Genomic DNA, 21,777 nt, shown 5'->3' with positions numbered 1-21,777 from the left:
GACCGCGGCGCTCCCGGGCGGGCCCCGGCGAGGTCAGTAGCGGTACTGCTCGTACTCCCCGGTGCCCTGCTGGGGGTACGGGTAGTGCTGCGGAGCCTCGTCCTGCTCCTGCGCCGGGTAGGGCTGGGCGGCGTCGCGCTGCTGCGGGACCCAGACCCCGCCGGGCGGGGTGTCCGTGGAGTACGAGGGCTGCTGTCCGTACCCCTCGTACGGCGGGTAGGACGGGTAGGCGGAGTAGCCGGACGGGGCGGAGTAGTCCCCGGGCGCCTGCGGCAGGACGCCGCCGGTGCCGATGTACGGGTCCGAGTAGGCGGCGTAGACCTGCTGCTCGCCCGCCGGGTACCCCGCGGTGTAGTCGTAGCCGCCGGAGCCGCCCGGGCCCTGCGGGGAGTCGTAGGCGGCGTACTGGTGGGCGTCCTGCTCCGCGGTGGTGAACGGCGAGGCGAAGGCTTCCGGCACGCCGACGACCGGGGGCGCCGAGGTGAAGCTCTGGATCCCGTAGGACCCGGTCTCCTCGGGTACCGGCTCCGGGCTGTAGACCTCCTCGGGGCTGTCCCGGACCTCCTGGGCCGAGGACCCGTCCCCGGCCGCCTCCGCGGAACCGGCGCCGTACTCCAACGCGGTGACCCGGAGGGCGGGTTCGGGGCGGGCCGCGCCACCGGACCGGCGCCGTCCGCCCTTGCGGACGGGCTCGCCCCCCCGGCGCAGCGCCCAGCCGGCCACGAACCCCTTGCGGAAGGAGAGCGTCACCAGGATCTGGCCCGCGGCGAAGGCGGCCGCGCCGGCGCCGATGACGGGCACGGACGGGAGCATCACCCCGGCGACCACGCCGAGGAAGCCGGCGAAGGCGAGCAGGCGCCAGCGCAGCCGGGCCTTGTACTGCATCAGGACCTCGGCAAGCAGCCACAGCGCGACGAAACCGAACGCGATGTAGAGGACCGTCATTCCCATGCATGGCCCCTCTCGGTGCGGCCGCACACGGATACGGCCGATCAGGCCCGCTGGTGCAGGCCCAGGTTCTCGTAGATCTCGAGGGTCGCCGTGGAATTGTTCAGCGTGATGAAGTGCAGGCCCGGGACACCCTCGGACAGCAGCCGCGCGCAGAACTCCGTGGCGAACTCGATGCCAATGGAGCGTACAGCCGCCGGGTCGTCCTTGACCGCGAGCATGCGTTCTTTCACATCGTCGGGGAAGAGGGCGTTGCTGAGCTGCGGCAGCCGGTCGAGCTGCTTGATGCCCACAACGGGCATGACTTCGGGGATGATCGGGGTGTCGCAGCCCGCCTTCTCGACGCTGTCGCGCAGCCGCAGGTAGTTCTCCGGATCGAAGAACATCTGGGTGATCGCATAGTCGGCGCCCGCACGGCACTTGTCCGTGAAGTGCCGGATGTCCGTGTCCCAGTCGGTCGACCGCGGGTGCATCTCGGGGAAGGCGGCCACGCCCACGCAGAAGTCACCGGACTCCTTGACCAGCCGTACGAGGTCGGCGGCGTAGTGCACGCCCTCGGGGTGCGCCACCCACTCGCCCATCGGGTCGCCCGGCGGGTCTCCGCGCACGACGAGCATGTTCCGGATGCCGGCGTCGGCGAACTGGCCGATGACGTTGCGCAGCTCGGCGACCGAATGGTCCACGGCGGTGAGGTGCGCGACGGGGGTCAGGGTGGTGTCGGCGGCGATCCGCTCCGTGGCGCGGACGGTGCCGCCGCGGGTGGAGCCGCCGGCTCCGTAGGTCACCGAGACGAAGCTGGGGGCCACCGCCTCGACCCGGCGGAGCGCGTTCCACAGGTTGCGCTCGCCCTTCTCGGTCTTCGGGGCCCAGAACTCGAAGGAGTACGAGTGCCCGGACGCGAGGAGGTCCCGGACCGTGTGTGCACGGTCCGACCAGGTGGAGGAGGTACCAAGGGCCATACCGGCAGGTTAGACGCGGCCCGGGGGACACCGAAGCCGCGTCCACCCATTGGACACGTTTTTGGACACCTGCCGGGCGGCCGCCGCGGCCGGAGAGGGCCTAGGCCTGGAGCACGCGGCCCCGGACCCGCTCGGCGAGTTCGGCCGCGGCGGCGCCGGGGTCGGCGGCCTCGGTGAGGGCGCGGACCACCACGACGCGGGTCGCTCCCGCGTCGAGCACCTCGTCCAGATTCGTGCGGTCGATGCCGCCGATGGCGAACCAGGGCCGGGACTGCTCCAGGGAGGCCGCGTACCGGACGAGGCCGAGGCCCGGGGCGAACCGTCCGGGCTTGGTGGGGGTGGGCCAGCAGGGGCCGGTGCAGAAGTAGTCGACGCCGGCCTCGGCGACGGCCGCGTCGACCTCGTCCTCGGCGTGGCAGGAGCGGCCGATGAGGACGCAGCCGGGGCCGCCGAGGATGGCGCGGGCGGCCGGGACGGGGATGTCGCCCTGGCCGAGGTGCAGGACGTCGGAGCCGATGGCGTGGGCGACGTCGGCCCGGTCGTTCACGGCGAGGAGCCTGCCGTGGCGGCGGGCGGCCTCCGCGAAGACCGCGAGGTGCTCGAGTTCCTCGCCGGCCTCCATGCCCTTGTCGCGGAGCTGGACGATGTCCACGCCTCCGGCCAGTACGGCGTCCAGGAACTCGGGGAGGTCTCCCTGCCGCTTGCGGGCGTCCGTGCAGAGGTAGAGCCGGGCGTCGGCCAGCTGGGCGCGCGCGTCGTTCGCGGACATGGGAATACCCCCCGGGGTGGGCGGTGCACGGGCCGGAGGCGGCCCGTGCACCGCGGTGGAGCGGATCGCGGATCAGGTGGAGCCGGTCAGAGGGCGAGCGCCTGAGCGCGGCGCTTCACCTCCGTGCCGCGATTCTCGCTCAGCGCCTGCGCGGGGGTGCCGGGCAGGGTGGGGTCGGCGGTGAAGAGCCACTCCAGGATCTCCTCGTCGGAGAAGCCGTCGTCGCGCAGCACGGTCAGCAGGCCCACGAGCCCCTTGACGACCTTGTCGCCGTCGATGAAGGGGGCCGGCACCTGCAGGGAGCGGTTCTCGCCCCGGCGTACGGCGATCAGCTGCCCCTCCTTGACCATCTGGCGGACCCGGGTCACCTCGATGTCGAGCATCTCCGCGATGTCGGGGAGGTACAGCCAGTCGGGGACGAGGGCATCGATCTTTGCGTCAATCTCGGTCACGGGCACAAGCCTGCCACCTCGGCCGCGTGCCCGGTACCTGGGCGGCCCCGTCCGGGTCGCGGCCGGGGCCGGCGGCCCGCGCCGGGCCGCGGCGCGTCAGGCCGTCGCCGACTTCAGCGGGACCGCCGGATCCGCGGCCCGGGCCGGGTCGAGGGGGACGCCTGTCTCGATCAGCCGGCGGCCCTGGGCCAGGTCGCGGGGGCGGCCGACGGCCAGCACCGCGACCAGGGCGCCGCCCCGCAGCCAGCACACCGACCAGGCGTCCTGGTCCGGGTCGCCCCGCCACAGCAGGGTGTCCGCTCCGGCGTGGTGCCCGGCGTACTGGACGAAGCGGCCGAACTGCTCCGACCAGAAGTACGGCACCGGGTCGTAGGCCGCGGCCGCCTCCCCCGCCAGGATGTTGGCCGCCACGGTGCGCGGGCCCTGGAGGGCGTTGTCCCAGTGGTGCACGAGCAGCCGCGTGCCGTAGCGGGCCGAGGGGAAGGAGGCGCAGTCGCCGACGGCGTACACCCCGGGCAGCGAGGTCTGCAGGTGGGCGTCGGCGGTGACGGAGCCGTCGGGGCCGAGTGCGACACCCGTGCCGGCCAGCCAGGCGGTGGCGGGCCGGGCCCCGATGCCGACGACCACGGCGCCGGCCTCCAGCTCCCGGCCGTCGGCGAGCAGCACCCGGCCCTGCGCGGTCCCGGCGACCCGCGCACCGGTGATCAGCTCGGCGCCGGCCTGTGCGTACCAGCGGCCCATCGGCTCGGCGACCTCGGCGGGCAGCGCGCCCGGCAGGACCCGGTCGGCCGCCTCGACCACGGTCACCGCGCAGCCCGCCGCGCGGGCCGCGGTGGCGAACTCGGCGCCGATCCAGCCGGCCCCGACCACCACGACGCGGGGCGCGGCCGCCAGGACGGGGCGCAGCCGCGCCGCGTCGTCCAGGGTGCGCAGCAGGTGGACGCCGGGGACGCCTTCGGTGCCGGGCAGGACCAGGGGCCGGGCGCCGGTGGCCAGGACGAGCGCCCCGTACGGGACCGGGCCCGCCCCGGTGTCCAGCTCGCGGGCCGCGGCGCGCAGTCCGGTGACCTCGGTGCCGAGCCGCAGCCCGATGCCCAGGCCCTCGAAGTCCACGTCGAAGGCGGAGTCCTCGGCCTTGCCCAGCAGCACCGCCTTGGAGAGCGGCGGCCGGTCGTAGGGCTGGTGGGGCTCGGCGCCCAGCAGGGTCACGGGGCCCTCGAAGCCCTGCTCGCGCAGGGCGACGGCCGTCTGTACGCCGGCCATTCCGGCGCCGACGACGACCACGCCGTTCTGAGTCATTTCCGTCTGCTCGTTCACCCGGCCACCCTAATCATCTGATGAGCCGTCAGGAACAGGTGCCGCCTTACCCGCCGCGGACGGCGGGGTTAGTCTGGCCACCGTACCTATCGCGGGAGTCCGGACGCACCGGGCTGAGAGGGAGGCTGGCCGGCCTCCGACCGTACGAACCTGATCCGGGTCATGCCGGCGAAGGGAGGGGCTGGACGCCCATGCACGCATCTCGAAGGACAGCTTCCGACGTCCTCGTCATCGGAGGCGGGATCATCGGCCTGGTCACGGCCTGGCAGGCCGCCCGGCGGGGCCTCGCCGCCGTACTCGCCGACCCGGCCCCCGGGGGCGGCGCCGCCCAGGTCGCCGCCGGCATGCTCGCCCCCGTCACCGAACTGCACTACGGCGAGGAGGCCCTGCTCGCCCTGGGCCTGGCCTCGGCGGAGCGCTATCCGGAGTTCGCCGCCGAACTCGCCGAGGCCAGCGGCGGCCTGGACATCGGCTACCGGGCCTGCGGCACCCTCGCCGTGGCGCTGGACTCCGACGACCGCCTCCACCTGCGGGAGCTGCACGCCCTGCAGCGCCGCTGCGGTCTGGACTCCCAGTGGCTCACCGGCCGCGAGTGCCGCCGCCTGGAGCCCATGCTCGCGCCGGGGGTCCGGGGCGGGCTGCGCGTCGACGGCGACCACCAGGTCGATCCGCGGCGCCTGGCGGCCGCCCTGCTGGCCGCCTGCGAGCGCGCCGGGGTGGTGGTCCACCGGGCGCGGGCGGAGCGGCTGCTGGTCATCGCCGACCGGGCGGCGGGCGCGGTGCTGGACGACGGCACGGAGCTCGGCGCCGACCAGGTGGTCCTGGCGGGGGGCTCGCTGAGCGGGCGGCTGGCGGGGGTACCGGCGCAGGCCGTGGCCCCCGTACGGCCGGTCAAGGGGCAGGTCCTGCGGCTCACGGTGCCGGCGGCCTGCGCGCCGTTCCTGTCGCGGACCGTCCGCGCGGTGGTCCGCGGCAGCCACGTCTACCTGGTCCCGCGGGAGAACGGCGAACTGGTCATCGGGGCCACCAGCGAGGAACTCGGCTGGGACACCACGGTCACCGCGGGCGGGGTCTACGAACTCCTGCGCGACGCCCACGAACTGGTCCCCGGCATCACCGAACTCCCGCTCACCGAGACCCGGGCCGGGCTGCGGCCCGGGTCGCCCGACAACGCCCCGCTGCTCGGCCCGACCGAACTGCCGGGCCTGCACCTGGCCACCGGCCACTACCGCAACGGGGTGCTGCTGACCCCGCTCACCGGCGAGGTGATGGCGGACCTGCTGACCACCGGCGAACTGCCGGGCATCGCGCTCCCCTTCACCCCCCGCCGGTTCTCCGCCGCACGTCAGGAGTCCTACGCATGACCATCTCCGTCAACGGCGAGCCGCGCGAGGTCGCGGCCGGCACCACCCTCGACTCGGTGGTCGCCACCCTGACCGCGGCGCCGTCCGGTGTGGCCGCCGCCCTCAACGAGACCGTGGTCCCCCGCGGCCAGTGGCCCGCGACCCCGGTGGGCGAAGGCGACCGCATCGAGGTCCTCACCGCGGTCCAGGGAGGCTGACATGACCTTCCGCACTCCCCCCGCGCCGGCCGCCCCCGCCCGGTGCGAGGACCCGTTCGTCCTCGGCGGCCGGACCTTCTCCTCGCGCCTGATCATGGGTACGGGCGGGGCGCCGAGCCTGGACGTCCTGGAACGCTCCCTCGCGGCCTCCGGCACCGAGCTCACCACGGTGGCCATGCGCCGGCTGGACCCCACGGTCCAGGGGTCCGTGCTGTCCGTGCTGGCGAAGCTGGACATCGCCGTCCTGCCGAACACCGCGGGCTGCTTCACGGCGGGCGAGGCCGTCCTGACCGCCCGGCTGGCCCGGGAGGCCCTCGGCACGGACTGGATCAAGCTGGAGGTCGTCGCGGACGAGCGGACCCTCCTGCCGGACGGCGTCGAGCTGCTGGACGCCGCCGAGGTCCTGGTCGACGAGGGCTTCACGGTGCTCCCGTACACCAACGACGACCCGGTGCTGGCGCGGAAGCTGGAGGACGCGGGCTGCGCGGCGATCATGCCGCTGGGCTCGCCGATCGGCTCCGGGATGGGCATCCGCAACCCGCACAACTTCGAGCTGATCACCGAGCGGGCCTCGGTGCCGGTGATCCTGGACGCCGGGGCCGGTACGGCCTCGGACGCGGCGCTGGCGATGGAGCTGGGCTGCGCCGCGGTGATGCTGGCCTCCGCCGTGACCCGGGCGCAGGAGCCGGTGCTGATGGCGGCGGCCATGCGGGACGCGGTGGCGGCCGGCCGCCTCGCGCGGCGGGCGGGCCGCATCCCGCAGCGCCGCTTCGCCGAGCCCTCGTCCCCGGTACGGGGGCGGGCCGCGCTCGACCCGGAGCGGCCGGCCTTCTGAGGCCCCGCGGGGCCCCCACCGGGCCCTCGGGCCCCGCGGCGGCCGGGTCCGGCGGAACCCGGCCGGCAGTCGGGTCCGTCACAGCTGCGCTGCAAGGCGACCCGCCCCGGCCGGGGCGCCCCGGGCCGCTCGTAGAATCGCCGGGTGGATACGACCCTGGATGACCCCCTCGTCGGGCGCGTGCTCGACGGCCGCTACCGCATCGACGCCCGCATCGCGGCCGGCGGCATGGCCACGGTCTACCGGGCCCTCGACACCCGCCTGGACCGCGTCCTCGCCCTCAAGGTGATGCACCCGGCCCTCGCCGCCGACGCCGCCTTCGTCGACCGGTTCATCCGGGAGGCGAAGTCCGTGGCCCGGCTCGCCCACGCCAACGTGGTGGCCGTCTTCGACCAGGGCGCGGACGGCCCGTACGTCTACCTGGCCATGGAGTACGTCTCCGGGTGCACCCTGCGCGACGTGCTGCGCGAGCGCGGTGCGCTCCAGCCGCGGGCCGCCCTCGACATCCTCGAACCGGTGCTCGCGGCCCTCGGCGCCGCCCACCGGGCCGGTTTCGTCCACCGCGACATGAAGCCCGAGAACGTGCTGATCGGCGACGACGGCCGGGTGAAGGTCGCCGACTTCGGCCTGGTCCGGTCGGTGGACTCGGTGACCCACACCACCGGTTCGGTGCTGGGGACCGTCTCCTACCTCGCCCCCGAGCAGATCGAGAACGGCATCACCGACACCCGCGTGGACGTCTACGCCTGCGGCGTCGTGCTGTACGAGATGCTGACCGGCGCCAAGCCGCACACCGGCGGCAGCGCCGCCCAGGTGCTCTACCGGCACCTCCACGAGGACGTGCCGCCGCCCTCGGCCGCCGTGGCGGGACTCCCCGCCGGCCTGGACGACCTCGTCCTGCACGCCACCGCCCGCAAGCCGGAGCTGCGGCCCTCCGACGCCGCCTCGCTGCTGGGCCTGGCCCTGGAGGTCCGGGCCCGGCTCAGCGACGCCGAGCTGGACGCCGTACCGCCGCAGGCGAATCCCGCGGTCCGCAGCTCCGCCGAGGACCGCACCAGCGTGATCCCCCGGCCGGTCGAGGCCGAGCCGGTGCACCACACCTCCCGTCTGGAGTCCCCCGCTCCGCTCCCGCCCGCCCGGCGGCGGACGCGCGGCGGGCTGCGCCCGCGCCGGCGGACCGTCTTCGTCGTCGCCGGGGTGCTGCTGGCCCTGGGCCTGGGCACCGGGGTCTGGTACATCAACTCCGGCCAGTTCACCAAGGTCCCCAACCTGCTCGGCAAGACCGAGCAGCAGGCCAAGGAGCAGCTGTCCGCCGCGGGTCTCGGCGTGAAGCGGATCGACCGGAAGTTCAGCAACTCCTTCGACCGCGGGACGGTGATGAACACCGACCCGCCGGGAGGCAGGCGCATCCGGGGCAACGGGGCCGTCACCGTCACGGTCTCCCGCGGCCCCGAGGTGGTGGCCGTGCCCCTCCTCAAGGGCAGGCCGCTGGAGCAGGCCAAGGCGGAGCTGGCCAAGGCGGGTCTCGCGCCCGGCATCGTCACGCAGGCCTTCAGCCAGGACATCGCGCAGGGCTCGGTGATCAGCTCCGACCCCGCGTCCGGGGAGAAGCGGGCTCCGGACACGGCGGTCGCGCTGCTGGTCAGCAAGGGCCGGCCGGTCCCGGTGCCGAGCGTGGCGGGGCTGCCCGTCGAGCAGGCGCGCTCCGGGCTGGAGGGCCTCGGCCTGAAGGTGGCGGTCGCCCCCGAGCAGGTCAACTCGGCCGGTGCGGCCGGCACGGTCGCCAACCAGTCGGTGGGCGCGGGCACCCAGGCCGCGGCCGGGGACACCGTCACCCTGACCGTCTCCAAGGGCCCCCGCCAGCTGCCGGTGCCGGATGTGACCGGCCAGGACGTGGACGCGGCCCGGCGCACCCTGGAGGGGGCGGGCTTCAAGGTCAAGGTGGACCGGCCGTTCCTGTCCTTCAGCAACACCGTGGAGGCCCAGTCGGTGCCCGCCGGCCAGAACGCCCCCGAGGGCAGCACGATCACCGTCAGGACCAAGGGACTGTAGGCGTACATGGAACAGCCGGAACACCCGCAACGGCCGGCGCAGGCCCTGCGCAACCCCGTGGGCGGGCACGTGCCCGTCGCCGGCGGGCTCGCCTCGGTCGGGCTGGCGTACGCCCGGGAGATGGGGGCGGAGGCCGTCCAGGTCTTCGTCGCCAACCCGCGGGGCTGGGCCACCCCGGCCGGCAGCCCGGCGCAGGACGAGCAGTTCCGCGCGCAGTGCGCGGCCGGGTCCCTCCCGGCCTACGTGCACGCGCCCTACCTGATCAACTTCGGGTCGCACACCGAGGCGACGGTGGAGAAGTCGGTGGAGTCACTGCGCCACTCCCTGCGGCGCGGCCGGGAGATCGGCGCGCTGGGGGTGGTCGTCCACACCGGTTCGGCCACCGGCGGCCGCCCGCGCGAGGCGGCGTACGCGCAGGTCAGGGAGCACATGCTGCCGCTGCTGGATGAGCTGACGCATCCGGACGACCCCGTCCTGCTGCTGGAGTCCACGGCCGGGCAGGGCTCCTCGCTCTGTTCGCGGACCTGGGACTTCGGCCCGTACTTCGAGGCGCTCGACCACCATCCGCGGCTGGGCATCTGCCTGGACACCTGCCACATCTTCGCGGCCGGGCACGACCTGGCCGAGCCGGGCGGGACCAAGCAGATGCTGGACCTGCTCGTGGACACCGTGGGCGAGGGACGCCTGAAGCTGATCCATGCGAACGACTCCAAGGAGGGGGCCGGGGCGCACAAGGACCGGCACGCGAACATCGGCCAGGGGCACATCGGCCGGGACGCCTTCGCCGAGCTGTTCGCGCACCCGGCGACGGACGGGGTTCCGCTCGTCATCGAGACCCCGGGCGGCAAGGAGGGGCACGCGGCGGACGTGGCCCTGCTCAAGGAGCTGCGCTCCGTCCACTGACCCGTACGGCTAGAGTTCCGGGCCGTCCCCGGGCTCCTCCTGGTAGGAGAAGCGCTGCTCCCGCCAGGGGTCGCCGATGTTGTGGTAGCCGCGCTCCTCCCAGAAGCCCCGGCGGTCCGCGGTCATGTACTCGACGCCGCGGACCCACTTGGGGCCCTTCCAGGCGTACAGGTGCGGGACCACCAGCCGGAGCGGGAATCCGTGTTCCGCGGTGAGCAGTTCACCGCCCTGGTGGGTGGCGAAGACGGTCCGCGGGGAGGAGAAGTCGGCCAGCCGCAGGTTGGAGCTGAAGCCGTACTCGGCCCACACCATCACATGGGTGGCCTGGGGCGCGGGCGGGGCGAGCGCGAGGAGGGTGCGGGCGAGCACACCGCCCCATTCGGCGCCCTGCATGCTGAACTTCGTGACGCAGTGCAGGTCCGCCACGACGGAGTCGAACGGCAGGGCCGCGAACTCCTCGTGGTTCCAGCAGTGCTTCTCCCCGTCGGCCGTCGCCCCGAAGACGCGGAACTCCCAGCGGTCCGGCTTGAACTTGGGTACGGGCCCGTAGTGGGTGACCGGCCAGCCCCGCTGCAACCGCTGCCCCGGGGGGAGCTCCAGTTGCTCTGCTCCCGGAGATTCCCGGCTTTCCGGCTGACCCATGCGTCCATGGTGACAGATTGGGCAGGGTGGTCATGACCAGCCGCGCAGCCGATTCCGGCAAGTCAGGGCAACTCCCACTAAGGAGGCACTTACTGGACGGTCCCGGACGGCGGTGCAAGGATGCGCGCAACTGCCCCGTCACATAGCTGACATTGCCTGGAAGGAGCCTCTGCGATGCAGGGCGACCCCGAGGTCCTTGAGTTTCTGAACGAGCAGCTGACCGGTGAGCTGACGGCCATCAACCAGTACTGGCTGCACTACCGCATCCAGGACAACAAGGGCTGGACCAAGCTCGCCAAGTACACGCGTGAAGAGTCCATCGATGAGATGAAGCACGCGGACAAGATCACCGAGCGCATCCTGATGCTCGACGGCCTGCCGAACTACCAGCGCCTCTTCCACGTGCGCGTCGGTCAGACGGTCACCGAGATGTTCCAGGCGGACCGCCAGGTGGAGGTCGAGGCGATCGACCGGCTCAAGCGGGGCATCGAGGTCATGCGCGGCAAGGGGGACATCACCTCGGCGCGCCTCTTCGAGGAGATCCTGGAGGACGAGGAGCACCACATCGACTACCTGGACACCCAGCTCGAACTGATCGAGTCCCTGGGTGAGGCGCTCTACATCGCGCAGCTGATCGAGCAGCCCAGCTGACCGGCCGGGTGGCGCAGGCTCCGGACGCCTCGCGCGGGGCGGCTCAGGCCGCTTCCACCAGGCGCGGGCCGGCCGCGGGCTCGGGCGCCACGTCGGCGGTGAGGACGGCCGCCGCGTTGCCCTTCTCCAGCAGCTCCCGGCGCGGGCACGCACCGCGGCCGAGGAGGCCCTGGATGGTGCGCACGCAGGAACCGCAGTCGGTGCCGGCCTTGGTCGCCGAGGCGATCTGGCGGGGGGTGCAGGCCCCGTCGGCCGCGTGCTGCTTGACCTGCTGGTCGGTGATCCCGAAACACGAGCAGACGTACACGCGGTTCACCTCCCTGGCAGGAATGGTTCGGCCAGCCATCCCCTATTCGGTGAGGCTTACCTAACCGTACCCAAACTTAGGCAACCCTAAAAGCCCCCTGCACGACGATGGGGCGCGGATCACATGGATCCGCGCCCCGTCCTCGCAGGAAGCCGCCTGCTGATCGCGCCTACTGGTCGCGGTACATCTCCGCCACCAGGAACGCCAGGTCCAGGGACTGGCTGCGGTTGAGGCGCGGGTCGCAGGCCGTCTCGTAGCGCTGGTGCAGGTCGTCGACGAAGATCTCGTCGCCGCCGCCCACGCACTCGGTGACGTCGTCACCGGTGAGCTCGACGTGGATGCCGCCCGGGTGGGTACCCAGCGCCTTGTGGACCTCGAAGAAGCCCTTGACCTCGTCCAGCACGTCGTCGAACCGGCGGGTCTTGTGGCCGGAGGCCGCCTCGAAGGTGTTGCCGTGCATCGGGTCGGTGACCCAGGCCACGGTCGCGCCCGAGGCGGTGACCTTCTCGACCAGCTCGGGGAGCTTGTCGCGGACCTTGTCGGCGCCCATCCGGACGACGAAGGTCAGCCGGCCCGGCTCGCGGTCCGGGTCGAGTCGGTCGATGTACGTCAGGGCCTCGTCCACCGTGGTGGTGGGGCCGAGCTTGATGCCGACCGGGTTGGCGATCTGCGCACAGAACTCGATGTGCGCGTGGTCCAGCTGGCGGGTGCGCTCACCGATCCAGACCATGTGGCCGGAGGTGTCGTACAGCTTGCCGGTACGCGAGTCGGTGCGGGTCAGCGCGCCCTCGTAGGCGAGCAGCAGCGCCTCGTGCGAGGAGAAGAACTCCACGGCCTTGAACTCGGCCGGGTCGGTGCCGCAGGCCTTCATGAAGTTCAGCGCGTTGTCGATCTCGCGCGCGAGCTGCTCGTAGCGCTGGCCGGACGGGGAGGACTTCACGAAGTCCTGGTTCCAGGCGTGCACCTGGCGCAGGTCGGCGTAGCCGCCGGTGGTGAAGGCGCGTACCAGGTTGAGCGTGGAGGCGGAGGCGTTGTACATCCGCTTCAGCCGCTCGGGGTCCGGGATCCGGGCCTCTTCGGTGAAGGCGAAGCCGTTGACGGAGTCGCCGCGGTAGGTCGGCAGCGTCACGCCGTCGCGGGTCTCGGTGTCCTTCGAGCGCGGCTTGGAGTACTGGCCGGCGATGCGGCCGACCTTCACCACGGGCACGGAGGCCGCGTAGGTGAGGACGGCGCTCATCTGGAGCAGCGTCTTCAGCTTGGCGCGGATGTGCTCGGCGGACACGCCGTCGAAGGCCTCGGCGCAGTCGCCGCCCTGCAGGAGGAACGCCTCGCCCTTGGCGACGGCTCCCAGACGGGCGCGCAGCTGGTCGCACTCACCCGCGAAGACGAGGGGAGGATACGACTCGAGGTCCGCGACGACAGCGCGCAGGGCCTCGGCATCGGGGTACGAAGGCTGCTGCGCCGCGGGAAGGTCTCGCCAGGTCGCCTTGGCGGCGGGGGCTTGGGTTTCAGCGTTCACGGTCACCCCGTACACACTACGGCGTCGCACGACCTGTCCAGCCGAGCGCCCACCAGGTGAGACAGATATCCCCCGAACCAGGCCCTTGCGCACGGAAGGGACGATTCCGGCAGGCGGGACTGTACGGAGTCCTCGCCTCCGCCGCCGTGGTGGGCTAGGGTCGCTCCCGTGTACGCGCAGACCGGCAAGAACTGGTGGTGGCCCGCTCCCGGCGGCCCACTCCTCGCGCGCACCTAGAACACGACCGACGCGAAGGCCGCCCCGAGGGGCGGCCTTCCGCGTTCTCCGGCGCGGGCCGCCCCTCCCACCGGAAGGACGCCCGCCCATGGAAACCAGCCGACTCCACCGGCTGCTCGACGCCGACTGCCCCCCGTTCGCCCTGCTCCGGCGCCGGACCCCCGGCCGTGACCACGACACCGTCGAGGTCCTCCTCGGCGCTGTCCACGAGGCCGAGCACCTCGCCGACCTGCCCGTCGGCGCGCAGCCCGCCCTCGCCCTCGTCCCCTTCCGCCAGATCCGCGAGCGCGGCTTCGACGTCCGCGACGACGGCACCCCGCTGAGCGTGCTGGTCGCCGAGGAGGCGTACGAGGTCCCGCTCGCCGAGGCCCTGGCCGCGCTGCCCGGCCACCGGGTGCGGGTGCAGGACGGCGGCTTCGACGTCCCCGACGAGCAGTACGCGGCCACCGTGGAACGCGTGGTCCGGGAGGAGATCGGCCGCGGGGAGGGCGCGAACTTCGTCATCCGGCGCACCTACGGGGGGCGGATCGAGGGCTTCGGCCGCGCCGACGCCCTCGCCCTCTTCCGCCGGCTGCTGCTGGGCGAGCGCGGCGCGTACTGGACGTACGTCGTGCACACCGGCGTGCGCACCCTGGTCGGGGCCAGCCCCGAGGTGCACGTGCGGATGAGCGGCGGCACCGTCGTCATGAACCCGATCAGCGGCACCTACCGCTACCCGGCCGGGGGCCCCACCGCCGAGTCCCTCCTCGCCTTCCTCGGCGACCGCAAGGAGACCGAGGAGCTGTCGATGGTGGTCGACGAGGAGCTCAAGATGATGTGCACCGTCGGCGACCGGGGCGGGGTCGTGGTCGGACCGCGGCTGAAGGAGATGTCCCACCTGGCGCACACCGAGTACGAGTTGCGCGGCCGGTCCTCGCTGGACGTGCGGGAGGTGCTGCGCGAGACGATGTTCGCGGCCACCGTCACCGGCTCCCCGGTGCAGAACGCCTGCCGGGTCATCGAGCGGTACGAGGCCGGGGGCCGCGGCTACTACGCGGGCGCACTGGCCCTGCTCGCCACCGACGCCTCCGGGGCCCAGACCCTGGACTCCCCCATCCTGATCCGCACCGCCGACATCGCCGCGGACGGCGCCCTGCGGGTGGCGGTCGGCGCCACCCTCGTGCGGCACTCCGACCCGGCGGCCGAGGTCGCCGAGACCCACGCCAAGGCCGCCGGGGTGCTGGCCGCCCTCGGCGTGCGGCCGGCCGCTCCCCGGCCTGGCCACGAGGGCGCCCGGCTGGCGGACGACCCCCGGGTGCGGGCCGCACTGGAGGCCCGGCGGGCGGACCTGGCCCCGTTCTGGCTCCGGATGCAGGAGCAGCCGCCGGCCCCGGCCGGCCACGCCCTCGTGGTGGACGGCGAGGACACCTTCACCGCGATGCTGGCCCACGTGCTGCGGGTGGCCGGGCTGGAGGTGACCGTACGCCGCCACGACGACCCCGGGCTGGAGGAGGCGGCCCTGGCCTGGGAGGGGCCGGTCGTCCTGGGGCCGGGCCCGGGGAACCCGGCGGACGCCGGCGACCCGAGGATGCGGACGCTGCGCGCCCTGGCCGCCCGGCTGCTGGCCGGCCACCGCCACGGCCTGCTCGGGGTGTGCCTGGGCCATGAGCTGCTCGCGGCCGAACTGGGCCTGCCGCTGGTCCGCAAGGCGGAGCCCGCGCAGGGCGCGCAGACCCGCATCGACCTGTTCGGGGCCGGGGAGGTGGTCGGCTTCTACAACACGTACGCGGCGCACTGCGACGACGCCGCGGCCGCCCGCCTCGCGGCGGCGGGGTGGAGGTGTCCCGGGACCCCGCCGGCGGCGAGGTCCACGCCCTGCGCTCGGTCGCAGCGGGCTTCGCGGGGGTGCAGTTCCACCCGGAGTCGGTGCTGACCCTGCGGGGCGCGGAGCTGCTGCGCACCCTGCTGGCCGGGGCGGTGGGAACGGCGGCGGGCGCCCGGGGCCGGTAGGGCACGCCCGGGCGCCGGCGGTCAGGGCACCAGGGTGTTCTCCGAGCTCCGGCCGGCCAGGTAGTCGAGGACGTTGGCGACGGTGGTGTCGATGATCTGGCCCACCGCGTCACGCGTGTAGTACGCCTGGTGCGAGGTCACCACCACGTGCGGGAAGGTCACCAGCCGGGCCAGGGTGTCGTCCTCGACCGCCTCCAGGGACTTGTCCAGGAAGAAGACCCCTGCCTCCGCCTCGTACACGTCGAGCCCGACCCCGGCGAAGCGGCCCGCCCGCAGTTCGGCGACCAGCGCCTCGGTGTCGATCAGGCCGCCCCGGCTGGAGTTCACCAGGATCGCGTCGTCCCGCATCAGCCGCAGGGCCGCCGCGTCCACGATGTGGTGGGTGCCCTCCAGCAGCGGGACGTGCAGGCTGACCAGGTCCGAGGAGGCGAACAGCTCCTCCTTGTCCACGTACTTCATGCCGAGCTCCACGCACGCCGGGTTCTGCACCACGTCCCAGCCCAGCAGGTTCATCCCGAAGCCCCGGGCGATCCGCGTGAAGGCTTCACCGATCCTCCCGGTGCCGAGCACGCCGACGGTGCGGCCGCGCATGTCCCGGCCCATCAGCCCGTCCAGGCGGAAGTCGAAGTCCCGGGTGCGGTGGGAGGCCCGGACGATGCGCCGGTTCACGGCCATCGCCAGGGTCCAGGCGAACTCCGCCACCGAGTAAGGGGAGTAGAAGGAGACCCGGCCGACGGTCATGCCGAGCTGCCGGGCCGCGTCCAGGTCGATGTTGTTGAAGCCGGTGGAGCGCTGGGCGATCATCTTCGTCCCGCCGGCCGCCAGGGTGCGCAGCACGCGGCCGTCCAGGTCCGCGTTGACACTGGAGGAGACGATCTCGTACCCGGCCGCGATCGGCGCGGTGTCCTCGCTCAGGAAGACGTCGAGGCACCGGATCGCGTGGTGTCCCGCGAAAGCCCGTTCCAGCAGGGGCTTCTCGTCCGCGGTCACACCGAAGGCCAGGATCTCCACGCTTGCTCCCGTACGTCGAACCATGGGTCGTTTCGTCACGATACGACCCATGGTCCGCCCGCGTCCGGCGGCTCAGCCGAAGAAGACCCCGACCTCCTGGTACAGCTTCGGGTCCACCGTCTTCAGCTTCGCGGTGGCCTCGCCGATCGGCACCCGCACGATGTCCGTCCCCTGGAGCGCGACCATCGTGCCGAAGTCGCCGTCGCGCACCGCGTCGATCGCGTGCAGGCCGAAGCGGGTGGCGAGCCAGCGGTCGAAGGCGCTCGGGGTGCCGCCCCGCTGGATGTGCCCGAGCACCGTGGTGCGGGCCTCCTTGCCGGTGCGGGCCTCGATCTCCCTGGCCAGCCATTCGCCGACGCCCGAGAGCCGGACGTGGCCGAAGGAGTCCTTCGTGGCGTCCTTGAGGACCATGTCCCCGTCCTTGGGCATGGCCCCTTCGGCCACCACCACGATCGGCGCGTAGCTGGCCTGGAAGCGGGAGGTGACCCAGGCGCACACCTGGTCCACGTCGAAGCGCTGTTCCGGGATGAGGATGACGTTGGCGCCGCCGGCCAGCCCCGAGTGCAGGGCGATCCAGCCCGCGTGGCGGCCCATGACCTCGACGACCAGGACCCGCATGTGCGATTCGGCGGTGGTGTGCAGCCGGTCGATGGCCTCGGTGGCGATGCCGACGGCCGTGTCGAAGCCGAAGGTGTAGTCGGTGGCGGACAGGTCGTTGTCGATGGTCTTGGGGACGCCGACGCAGGGGATGCCGTACTCCCCGTGCAGCCGGGCGGCGACGCCGAGGGTGTCCTCCCCGCCGATCGCGATGAGTGCGTCCACCTCGTACTTGGCCAGGTTCTCCTTGATGCTCCGCACCCCGTGGTCCGTCGTGAACGGGTTGGTGCGCGAGGAGCCGAGGATGGTGCCGCCGCGGGGCAGGATCCCGCGGACGGCGGGGATGTCGAGGGGGACGGTCCTTCCCTCGACCGCACCCCGCCAGCCGTCCTTGAAGCCGATGAACCCGTAGCCGTACTCCTGCTCGCCCTTGCGGACGACGGCCCTGATCACCGCATTGAGCCCGGGGCAGTCGCCGCCGCCGGTCAGCACTCCGACCTTCATGGAATCCTCCTTCGCCATGACGGCCACGCTAGTGGTGACCCAGGTCACAGCAAGGGATCCGGTCAGGGCAATTCCGGTGAAATCGCGGGCCGTTGGGCACACCCGTTCACTCGTACGGGGAAGTACGTGCGATTGACGCCGCCGTGTTCGACGGGGCGGGGCGCTAGGCGTCGTCCAGGCCGCGCTCTATCGCGTACCGGACGAGTTCCACCCGGTTGTGCAACTGGAGCTTGCCCAGGGTGTTCTGGACGTGGTTCTGCACCGTCCGGTGGGAGATGACGAGCCGCTCCGCGATCTGCTTGTACGAGAGCCCCTTGGCCACCAGCCGCAGCACCTCGGTCTCGCGGTCCGTCAGCTGCGGGGCCTTCGGCTCGTCGGAGGCGGCCGGCGCCGGCCCGGTGGCCAGCCTCCGGTACTCGCCGAGCACCAGGCCGGCCAGCCCCGGGGTGAACACCGGGTCGCCCGCGGCGGTGCGCCGTACCGCCTCGATCAGCTCCTGGGCGCCGGCGGACTTCAGCAGGTAGCCCGTCGCCCCGGACTTCACCGCCTCCAGCACGTCGGCGTGCTCGCCGCTGGCCGACAGGACGAGGACCCGCAGGGCGGGGCGGGCACCGACCAGCTCCCTGCAGACCTGCACCCCGGGCATGCCGGGCAGGTTGAGGTCGAGGACCAGCACGTCGGGGGCCGCGGCCGGGGCCCGGCGCACCGCCTCGGGGCCGTCCCCGGCGGTGGCCACCACGTCGAAGCCGGCGGCGGCCAGGTCGCGGGCGACCGCGTCGCGCCACATCGGATGGTCGTCGACGACCATCACCCTGATCCCGTCCGGCGTGTCCGTCCGGTGCGCCTCGTGCCGTTCGCTCATCGGTTGTCCGTCCTGCCCCTCGGTACTTTCAGTTCCACTTCGGTGCCCTGTCCGGGGACGGACAGCAGCTCGGCGCTGCCGCCCAGATCGCGCAGCCGCCCCCTGATCGAGAGGGCCACGCCCATCCGGCCCTCGCCCTCGGCCTGGTCGAGCCGTCCCGCCGGGATGCCCGGGCCGTCGTCCCGTACGGTCACGACCACCTCCTCGCCCCAGTCCTCGACCAGGATCCAGGCCTGGGCTCCCTCCCCCGCGTGCCGGCGGACGTTGTCGAGGGCGGCGCCGACCGCGGCGGCCACTTCCCGCGCCGCGGGCACCGGGAGCGGCACCGGGCCGCCCGGCTCGGCGAAGCACACCCGCGAGCCGGCGTGCGGGGCGAGCAGCGTGCGCAGGTCCAGTTCGCCTTCGCCGGCGCCGGGCTCCCCCTCCTCACAGGTGTCCACGAGGGCCCCGTGCGACCCGTCGCGGGAGACCCGCGAGGGCTGCACCAGCCCGCTGGAGACCAGGGTGCGCAGCGCCACCTCCTGCTCGCCGGCCAGCCGGCCGAGTTCGGCGGCCTCGCCGCCCAGGTCGGTGCCGCGGCGCTGGACCATGGCGAGGACCTGTAGGACCCCGTCGTGGATGTCGCGGGCGAGGCGCTCGCGCTCGCGGGTGGCGGCCTCGATCTCCAGGGCGCGGGCGAGGGTGGCCTCGCTGGCCCGGGCGACCTCGACGACGTAGCCGATGGCGACGGAGGCGACCCAGACCAGCAGGACGTTGTGCAGGGTGTCGCGGGTGGGGTCGCCGCCGTGGACGGCGATGTTGGCGGCGGCCACGAAGGTGGAGGCGAAGCAGGCCCAGCGCCAGCCGCCCTTGATGGCGAAGGCGAGGACCGAGCCGGCGGTCCAGATGCCGGGCAGGGTCGGGCCGCCGGCGGCGATCCGCGCCGAGGTGTCGGCGAGCGGGGTGAGCAGGATCCCGGCGAGGGCGACGGCCAGGTCGGCGCCGAGGAAGCGCCGGGTGCAGCTGGCTGCGCCCGCCACCCTCGGGTGGGTGGCCAGGGTCCAGACGACGAGGAGGGCGAGGTAGCCGACCGCGATGCGGGGGCGGGCGAACTCCCGGTAGGAGGAGGCGAACAGCAGCACCGCGTAGACCACGGTGAGCAGCCGGTAGAACGTCAGGGCGCGCCACAGCGGCTGCTCCACCGACATCCGTACGACGCGCTCGCGCTTCGCCATCTCCCCACCCCCCGCGGGCGGTCCCGCCCCGCGCTACTCGGCTGTTCTGTCCGCCTGGGCGGCCTTCTCGGCCTCGGCCCTCGCGGCCTTCTCCGCCTTCTCGGACTCCGCCTTCTCGGCCTTGGCCGCCTTGTCGGCGTCGGCGATCTGGCGCTTGGCGGCCGTGGCGTAGATGTCCACGTACTCCTGGCCGGACAGTTTCATGATCTCGTACATGACCTCGTCGGTCACCGAGCGCAGGATGAACCGGTCGCCGTCCATGCCGTGGTAGCGGCTGAAGTCCAGCGGCTTGCCGATCCGGATGCCCGGGCGCATCAGCTTGGGGACGACCTTGCCGGGCGGCTGGATCTTCTCCGTGTCGATCATCGCGACGGGGATCACCGGCGCCCCGGTGGCCAGCGCCACCCGGGCGAGGCCGCCGGGCTTGCCCCGGTAGAGGCGTCCGTCGGGTGAACGCGTCCCCTCGGGGTAGATACCGAACAGCTCCCCGCGTTCGATGACCTCGATGCCGCTCTTGATCGCGGCCTCGCCGGCCCCGCGCGCGCCGGAGCGGTCCACCGGGAGCTGGCCGACGCCCTTGAAGAAGGCGGCCGTCAGCTTGCCCTTCACCCCCGGGGAGGTGAAGTACTCCGCCTTCGCGATGAAGGTGACCTTCCGGTCCAGCACGGCCGGCAGGAAGAAGGAGTCGGAGAAGGACAGGTGGTTGCTCGCGAGGATCGCCGGCCCCTCCGCGGGAATGTTCTCGAGGCCCTCCACCCACGGCCTGAAGGCGAGCTTCAGGGAACCGCCGATGGAGAACTTCATTGCGCCGTAGATCAACTCGAAAGCCTTCCTGTGCTTGTCGCAATGACCTTAACCCGTGGCTCCCCGTGCAGGGACCCGACGACCCTGGTCGGTGCCACCCCGGTCGCGTACGGTGAAGTCACACAGAGCAACGCACCCGCCAACCCTCATGACCAAGGAGACCCTGGTGCCCGTCCTCCCTGGAGCCGAGCCCTTCCGCCACGAGGGCGGAGAGGTCGGCGTCCTCCTCTGCCACGGCTTCACCGGTTCCCCCCAGTCGCTGCGCCCCTGGGCCGAGTACCTGGCCGAGCGGGGACTGACGGTGTCGCTGCCGCTGCTGCCCGGGCACGGGACGCGCTGGCAGGACATGCAGCTCACGGGGTGGCAGGACTGGTACGCCGAGGTCGACCGCGCCCTGCGGGAGCTGCTCGACCGGTGCACGCAGGTCTTCGTCTTCGGACTGTCGATGGGCGGCACGCTGACCCTGCGTCTGGCGGCCAAGCACGGGGACGCCGTCAGCGGCATCGTGCTCGTCAACCCGGCCAACAAGATGCACGACCCGCTGGCGTTCGCGCTCCCGGTGGCCCGGCACTTCGTCCGGTCCACTCCGGGCATCGCCAGTGACATCGCGAAGCCGGGCTCGGAGGAGGTCGGGTACGACCGGGTCCCGACCCGGGCCGCGCACTCGCTGCGCACGTTCTTCCGGCTGGTGGACGCGGAGCTGGCGCAGGTCACCCAGCCGGTGCTGGTGCTGCACAGCCCGCAGGACCACGTGGTGCCGGCGGTGGACTCGGCGCGCATCCTGTCCCGGATCTCCTCCACGGACGTCACCGAGACCCTGCTGGAACAGAGCTACCACGTCGCGACGTTGGACCACGATGCGGAGCGGATCTTCGCGGACAGCTATGCGTTCGTCGGCCGACTGGCGGAGAGCGTGGGCAGGGAGGGGGCGCAGGCCGGTGGCTGAGCACGAGGAGCAGTCGGGCGGGGTGCCGCCGCTCGACGAGGACGCGGCGTGGGCGGCGATCGTCGCCGGGTACGGGCAGGAACCGCCGGACCCGCCGGGGTCGCGGCCGTTCAAACCGATCGAGAACCTGCTGCTGCCGGAGGAGGACGTGAAGCCCTTCCCCGCGGAGCCCGGCTCAGGTTCCGGCCCCGGCCCCGGCGCAGGCCCAGGCCCCGTTTCCGACGCACCGGCCCCGGCGGAGCCCGGCCCGGTGCAGGCCGAGGACGCCGTGAAGGACCCGGAGGCGGCATCCGGCCCGGGCGCGGCCTCCGCGCCCGCGGCGGCGCTCGGCAGTTCGGTGGTCTTCGCCCCGGGGGTGGGCGGTGCGGGTCCGCGCGACCATTCGCTGGCCGAGCCGAAGGACGAGGACCTCGGCCCGGACGGGGAGGGGCACTTCGTCCCGCCCGAGCCGGAGCTGCCGCCCGCGGACACCACCGCGAAGTTCGCATGGCTGGCGGTGGTGGGCGGTCCGGTGCTGCTGCTGCTGGCGGTGCTGCTCCAGTGGGACATGACCTGGTGGCTGACCACCCTGGGCATCGGCGGCTTCCTCGGCGGCTTCGCCACGCTGGTGGGCCGGATGGCGCACGAGGACGACGAGGACGACGACCCGGGCCGCGGCGCGGTCGTCTGACCGGGCGGCGGTGCCCGGGGGGGCACCC

General features: G+C 73.2%; 21 protein-coding genes, 1 pseudogene and 1 riboswitch. Of the genes and pseudogenes, 9 read left to right on the top strand and 13 right to left on the bottom strand.

Annotated elements, in window-relative coordinates; all coding sequences use genetic code 11:
- Window positions 1–33 precede the first annotated feature (33 nt).
- From ACLJTM_RS25125 to ACLJTM_RS25105, 5 genes are all read right to left on the bottom strand, one after another.
- The gene (locus ACLJTM_RS25125; protein WP_411105975.1) at window positions 34–951 is read right to left on the bottom strand and encodes a hypothetical protein; all 918 of its coding nucleotides are present in this window, start codon (window positions 949–951) and stop codon (window positions 34–36) included.
- Window positions 952–992: 41 nt separating this feature from the next.
- On the bottom strand, window positions 993–1,907 hold the full coding sequence (metF, locus tag ACLJTM_RS25120; protein WP_411105974.1) for a methylenetetrahydrofolate reductase [NAD(P)H]: 915 nt from the start codon (window positions 1,905–1,907) through the stop codon (window positions 993–995).
- Between the two features lie 100 nt (window positions 1,908–2,007).
- The gene (gene thiE / locus ACLJTM_RS25115) at window positions 2,008–2,676 is read right to left on the bottom strand and encodes a thiamine phosphate synthase (protein WP_411105973.1); all 669 of its coding nucleotides are present in this window, start codon (window positions 2,674–2,676) and stop codon (window positions 2,008–2,010) included.
- A gap of 86 nt (window positions 2,677–2,762) precedes the next feature.
- Window positions 2,763–3,128: an Rv2175c family DNA-binding protein gene (locus ACLJTM_RS25110; RefSeq protein WP_031148455.1), complete on the bottom strand. Its 366-nt coding sequence runs from the start codon at window positions 3,126–3,128 to the stop codon at window positions 2,763–2,765.
- Between the two features lie 96 nt (window positions 3,129–3,224).
- Entirely contained in the window at window positions 3,225–4,427 is a 1,203-nt protein-coding gene (locus tag ACLJTM_RS25105) for an NAD(P)/FAD-dependent oxidoreductase (protein ID WP_411106252.1), read from the bottom strand.
- A gap of 99 nt (window positions 4,428–4,526) precedes the next feature.
- Window positions 4,527–4,639: riboswitch (TPP riboswitch) on the top strand.
- On the opposite strand from ACLJTM_RS25105, the gene thiO reads away from it, so the two are divergent.
- The 5 genes from thiO (at window position 4,637) to ACLJTM_RS25080 (ending at window position 9,796) form a co-directional block, all read left to right on the top strand.
- Window positions 4,637–5,809 carry a glycine oxidase ThiO gene (thiO, locus tag ACLJTM_RS25100; protein ID WP_411105972.1) on the top strand — a complete coding sequence of 391 codons (1,173 nt, stop codon included), beginning with the start codon at window positions 4,637–4,639 and terminating at the stop codon, window positions 5,807–5,809. It overlaps the preceding riboswitch by 3 nt.
- Window positions 5,806–6,006: a sulfur carrier protein ThiS gene (gene thiS, locus ACLJTM_RS25095; protein WP_411105971.1), complete on the top strand. Its 201-nt coding sequence runs from the start codon at window positions 5,806–5,808 to the stop codon at window positions 6,004–6,006. The genes thiO and thiS overlap by 4 nt, the downstream gene beginning before the upstream one ends.
- A gap of 1 nt (window position 6,007) precedes the next feature.
- A complete protein-coding gene (locus ACLJTM_RS25090) occupies window positions 6,008–6,841 on the top strand; it encodes a thiazole synthase (RefSeq protein ID WP_411105970.1) in 834 nt (277 codons plus the stop codon).
- 144 nt (window positions 6,842–6,985) lie between these two features.
- Window positions 6,986–8,893, top strand: a complete 1,908-nt coding sequence (pknB, locus tag ACLJTM_RS25085; RefSeq protein ID WP_411105969.1) for a Stk1 family PASTA domain-containing Ser/Thr kinase — start codon at window positions 6,986–6,988, stop codon at window positions 8,891–8,893.
- 6 nt (window positions 8,894–8,899) lie between these two features.
- Window positions 8,900–9,796 (top strand): deoxyribonuclease IV, encoded by an 897-nt coding sequence (locus ACLJTM_RS25080; protein ID WP_411105968.1) that lies wholly within the window; start codon window positions 8,900–8,902, stop codon window positions 9,794–9,796.
- A gap of 9 nt (window positions 9,797–9,805) precedes the next feature.
- Here the strand turns inward: ACLJTM_RS25080 and ACLJTM_RS25075 are convergent, their stop codons facing one another.
- A complete protein-coding gene (locus ACLJTM_RS25075) occupies window positions 9,806–10,438 on the bottom strand; it encodes a sulfite oxidase-like oxidoreductase (protein WP_411105967.1) in 633 nt (210 codons plus the stop codon).
- A gap of 174 nt (window positions 10,439–10,612) precedes the next feature.
- Here ACLJTM_RS25075 and bfr point away from each other — a divergent pair, with 174 nt between their 5' ends.
- A complete protein-coding gene (gene bfr / locus ACLJTM_RS25070; RefSeq protein ID WP_411105966.1) occupies window positions 10,613–11,089 on the top strand; it encodes a bacterioferritin in 477 nt (158 codons plus the stop codon).
- Window positions 11,090–11,132: 43 nt separating this feature from the next.
- On the opposite strand, the gene ACLJTM_RS25065 is transcribed toward bfr, so the two are convergent.
- Window positions 11,133–11,396: a bacterioferritin-associated ferredoxin gene (locus ACLJTM_RS25065; RefSeq protein ID WP_411105965.1), complete on the bottom strand. Its 264-nt coding sequence runs from the start codon at window positions 11,394–11,396 to the stop codon at window positions 11,133–11,135.
- 169 nt (window positions 11,397–11,565) lie between these two features.
- Window positions 11,566–12,921, bottom strand: coding sequence for a class II 3-deoxy-7-phosphoheptulonate synthase (locus ACLJTM_RS25060; RefSeq protein ID WP_411105964.1), 1,356 nt, complete (start codon window positions 12,919–12,921; stop codon window positions 11,566–11,568).
- A gap of 319 nt (window positions 12,922–13,240) precedes the next feature.
- Between ACLJTM_RS25060 and ACLJTM_RS25055 the strand changes: the two are divergent.
- Window positions 13,241–15,141 (top strand): annotated as a pseudogene (locus ACLJTM_RS25055) (anthranilate synthase family protein).
- 21 nt (window positions 15,142–15,162) lie between these two features.
- On the opposite strand, the gene ACLJTM_RS25050 reads toward ACLJTM_RS25055, so the two are convergent.
- The 5 genes from ACLJTM_RS25050 to ACLJTM_RS25030 all read right to left on the bottom strand — a co-directional run bounded on the left by ACLJTM_RS25050 (window position 15,163) and on the right by ACLJTM_RS25030 (window position 20,133).
- Window positions 15,163–16,152 carry a 2-hydroxyacid dehydrogenase gene (locus ACLJTM_RS25050; RefSeq protein ID WP_411106251.1) on the bottom strand — a complete coding sequence of 330 codons (990 nt, stop codon included), beginning with the start codon at window positions 16,150–16,152 and terminating at the stop codon, window positions 15,163–15,165.
- Window positions 16,153–16,224: 72 nt separating this feature from the next.
- The gene (locus tag ACLJTM_RS25045) at window positions 16,225–17,253 is read right to left on the bottom strand and encodes a 6-phosphofructokinase (RefSeq protein WP_411106250.1); all 1,029 of its coding nucleotides are present in this window, start codon (window positions 17,251–17,253) and stop codon (window positions 16,225–16,227) included.
- Between the two features lie 163 nt (window positions 17,254–17,416).
- Window positions 17,417–18,115, bottom strand: a complete 699-nt coding sequence (locus tag ACLJTM_RS25040; RefSeq protein ID WP_411105963.1) for a response regulator — start codon at window positions 18,113–18,115, stop codon at window positions 17,417–17,419.
- Window positions 18,112–19,329 (bottom strand): MacS family sensor histidine kinase, encoded by a 1,218-nt coding sequence (gene macS / locus ACLJTM_RS25035; protein WP_411105962.1) that lies wholly within the window; start codon window positions 19,327–19,329, stop codon window positions 18,112–18,114. The genes ACLJTM_RS25040 and macS overlap by 4 nt, the downstream gene beginning before the upstream one ends.
- Before the next feature lie 33 nt (window positions 19,330–19,362).
- Window positions 19,363–20,133 (bottom strand): lysophospholipid acyltransferase family protein, encoded by a 771-nt coding sequence (locus tag ACLJTM_RS25030; protein ID WP_411106249.1) that lies wholly within the window; start codon window positions 20,131–20,133, stop codon window positions 19,363–19,365.
- A gap of 166 nt (window positions 20,134–20,299) precedes the next feature.
- Between ACLJTM_RS25030 and ACLJTM_RS25025 the strand changes: the two genes are divergently transcribed.
- Together ACLJTM_RS25025 and ACLJTM_RS25020 are read left to right on the top strand one after the other, a co-directional pair.
- A complete protein-coding gene (locus ACLJTM_RS25025; protein ID WP_411105961.1) occupies window positions 20,300–21,079 on the top strand; it encodes an alpha/beta hydrolase in 780 nt (259 codons plus the stop codon).
- Window positions 21,072–21,749: a hypothetical protein gene (locus ACLJTM_RS25020; protein WP_411105960.1), complete on the top strand. Its 678-nt coding sequence runs from the start codon at window positions 21,072–21,074 to the stop codon at window positions 21,747–21,749. The genes ACLJTM_RS25025 and ACLJTM_RS25020 overlap by 8 nt, the downstream gene beginning before the upstream one ends.
- Window positions 21,750–21,777 lie beyond the last annotated feature (28 nt).

The organism is Streptomyces sp. cmx-4-9, from assembly GCF_046548835.1.
Classification (GTDB): domain Bacteria; phylum Actinomycetota; class Actinomycetes; order Streptomycetales; family Streptomycetaceae; genus Streptomyces.
This window is presented reverse-complemented; position numbering and strand designations above follow the sequence as displayed.

What these genes read in the sequence shown, in the direction of transcription:
- ACLJTM_RS25045 (WP_411106250.1), bottom strand. Translation starts at nt 17,253, where the DNA reads ATGAAGGTCGGAGTGCTGACCGGCGGCGGCGACTGCCCCGGGCTCAAT.
- thiO (WP_411105972.1), top strand. Translation starts at nt 4,637, where the DNA reads ATGCACGCATCTCGAAGGACAGCTTCCGACGTCCTCGTCATCGGAGGC.
- ACLJTM_RS25125 (WP_411105975.1), bottom strand. Translation starts at nt 951, where the DNA reads ATGGGAATGACGGTCCTCTACATCGCGTTCGGTTTCGTCGCGCTGTGG.
- ACLJTM_RS25040 (WP_411105963.1), bottom strand. Translation starts at nt 18,115, where the DNA reads ATGAGCGAACGGCACGAGGCGCACCGGACGGACACGCCGGACGGGATC.
- macS (WP_411105962.1), bottom strand. Translation starts at nt 19,329, where the DNA reads ATGGCGAAGCGCGAGCGCGTCGTACGGATGTCGGTGGAGCAGCCGCTG.
- ACLJTM_RS25105 (WP_411106252.1), bottom strand. Translation starts at nt 4,427, where the DNA reads ATGACTCAGAACGGCGTGGTCGTCGTCGGCGCCGGAATGGCCGGCGTA.
- thiS (WP_411105971.1), top strand. Translation starts at nt 5,806, where the DNA reads ATGACCATCTCCGTCAACGGCGAGCCGCGCGAGGTCGCGGCCGGCACC.
- thiE (WP_411105973.1), bottom strand. Translation starts at nt 2,676, where the DNA reads ATGTCCGCGAACGACGCGCGCGCCCAGCTGGCCGACGCCCGGCTCTAC.
- ACLJTM_RS25080 (WP_411105968.1), top strand. Translation starts at nt 8,900, where the DNA reads ATGGAACAGCCGGAACACCCGCAACGGCCGGCGCAGGCCCTGCGCAAC.
- ACLJTM_RS25075 (WP_411105967.1), bottom strand. Translation starts at nt 10,438, where the DNA reads ATGGGTCAGCCGGAAAGCCGGGAATCTCCGGGAGCAGAGCAACTGGAG.
- ACLJTM_RS25030 (WP_411106249.1), bottom strand. Translation starts at nt 20,133, where the DNA reads ATGAAGTTCTCCATCGGCGGTTCCCTGAAGCTCGCCTTCAGGCCGTGG.
- bfr (WP_411105966.1), top strand. Translation starts at nt 10,613, where the DNA reads ATGCAGGGCGACCCCGAGGTCCTTGAGTTTCTGAACGAGCAGCTGACC.
- metF (WP_411105974.1), bottom strand. Translation starts at nt 1,907, where the DNA reads ATGGCCCTTGGTACCTCCTCCACCTGGTCGGACCGTGCACACACGGTC.
- ACLJTM_RS25090 (WP_411105970.1), top strand. Translation starts at nt 6,008, where the DNA reads ATGACCTTCCGCACTCCCCCCGCGCCGGCCGCCCCCGCCCGGTGCGAG.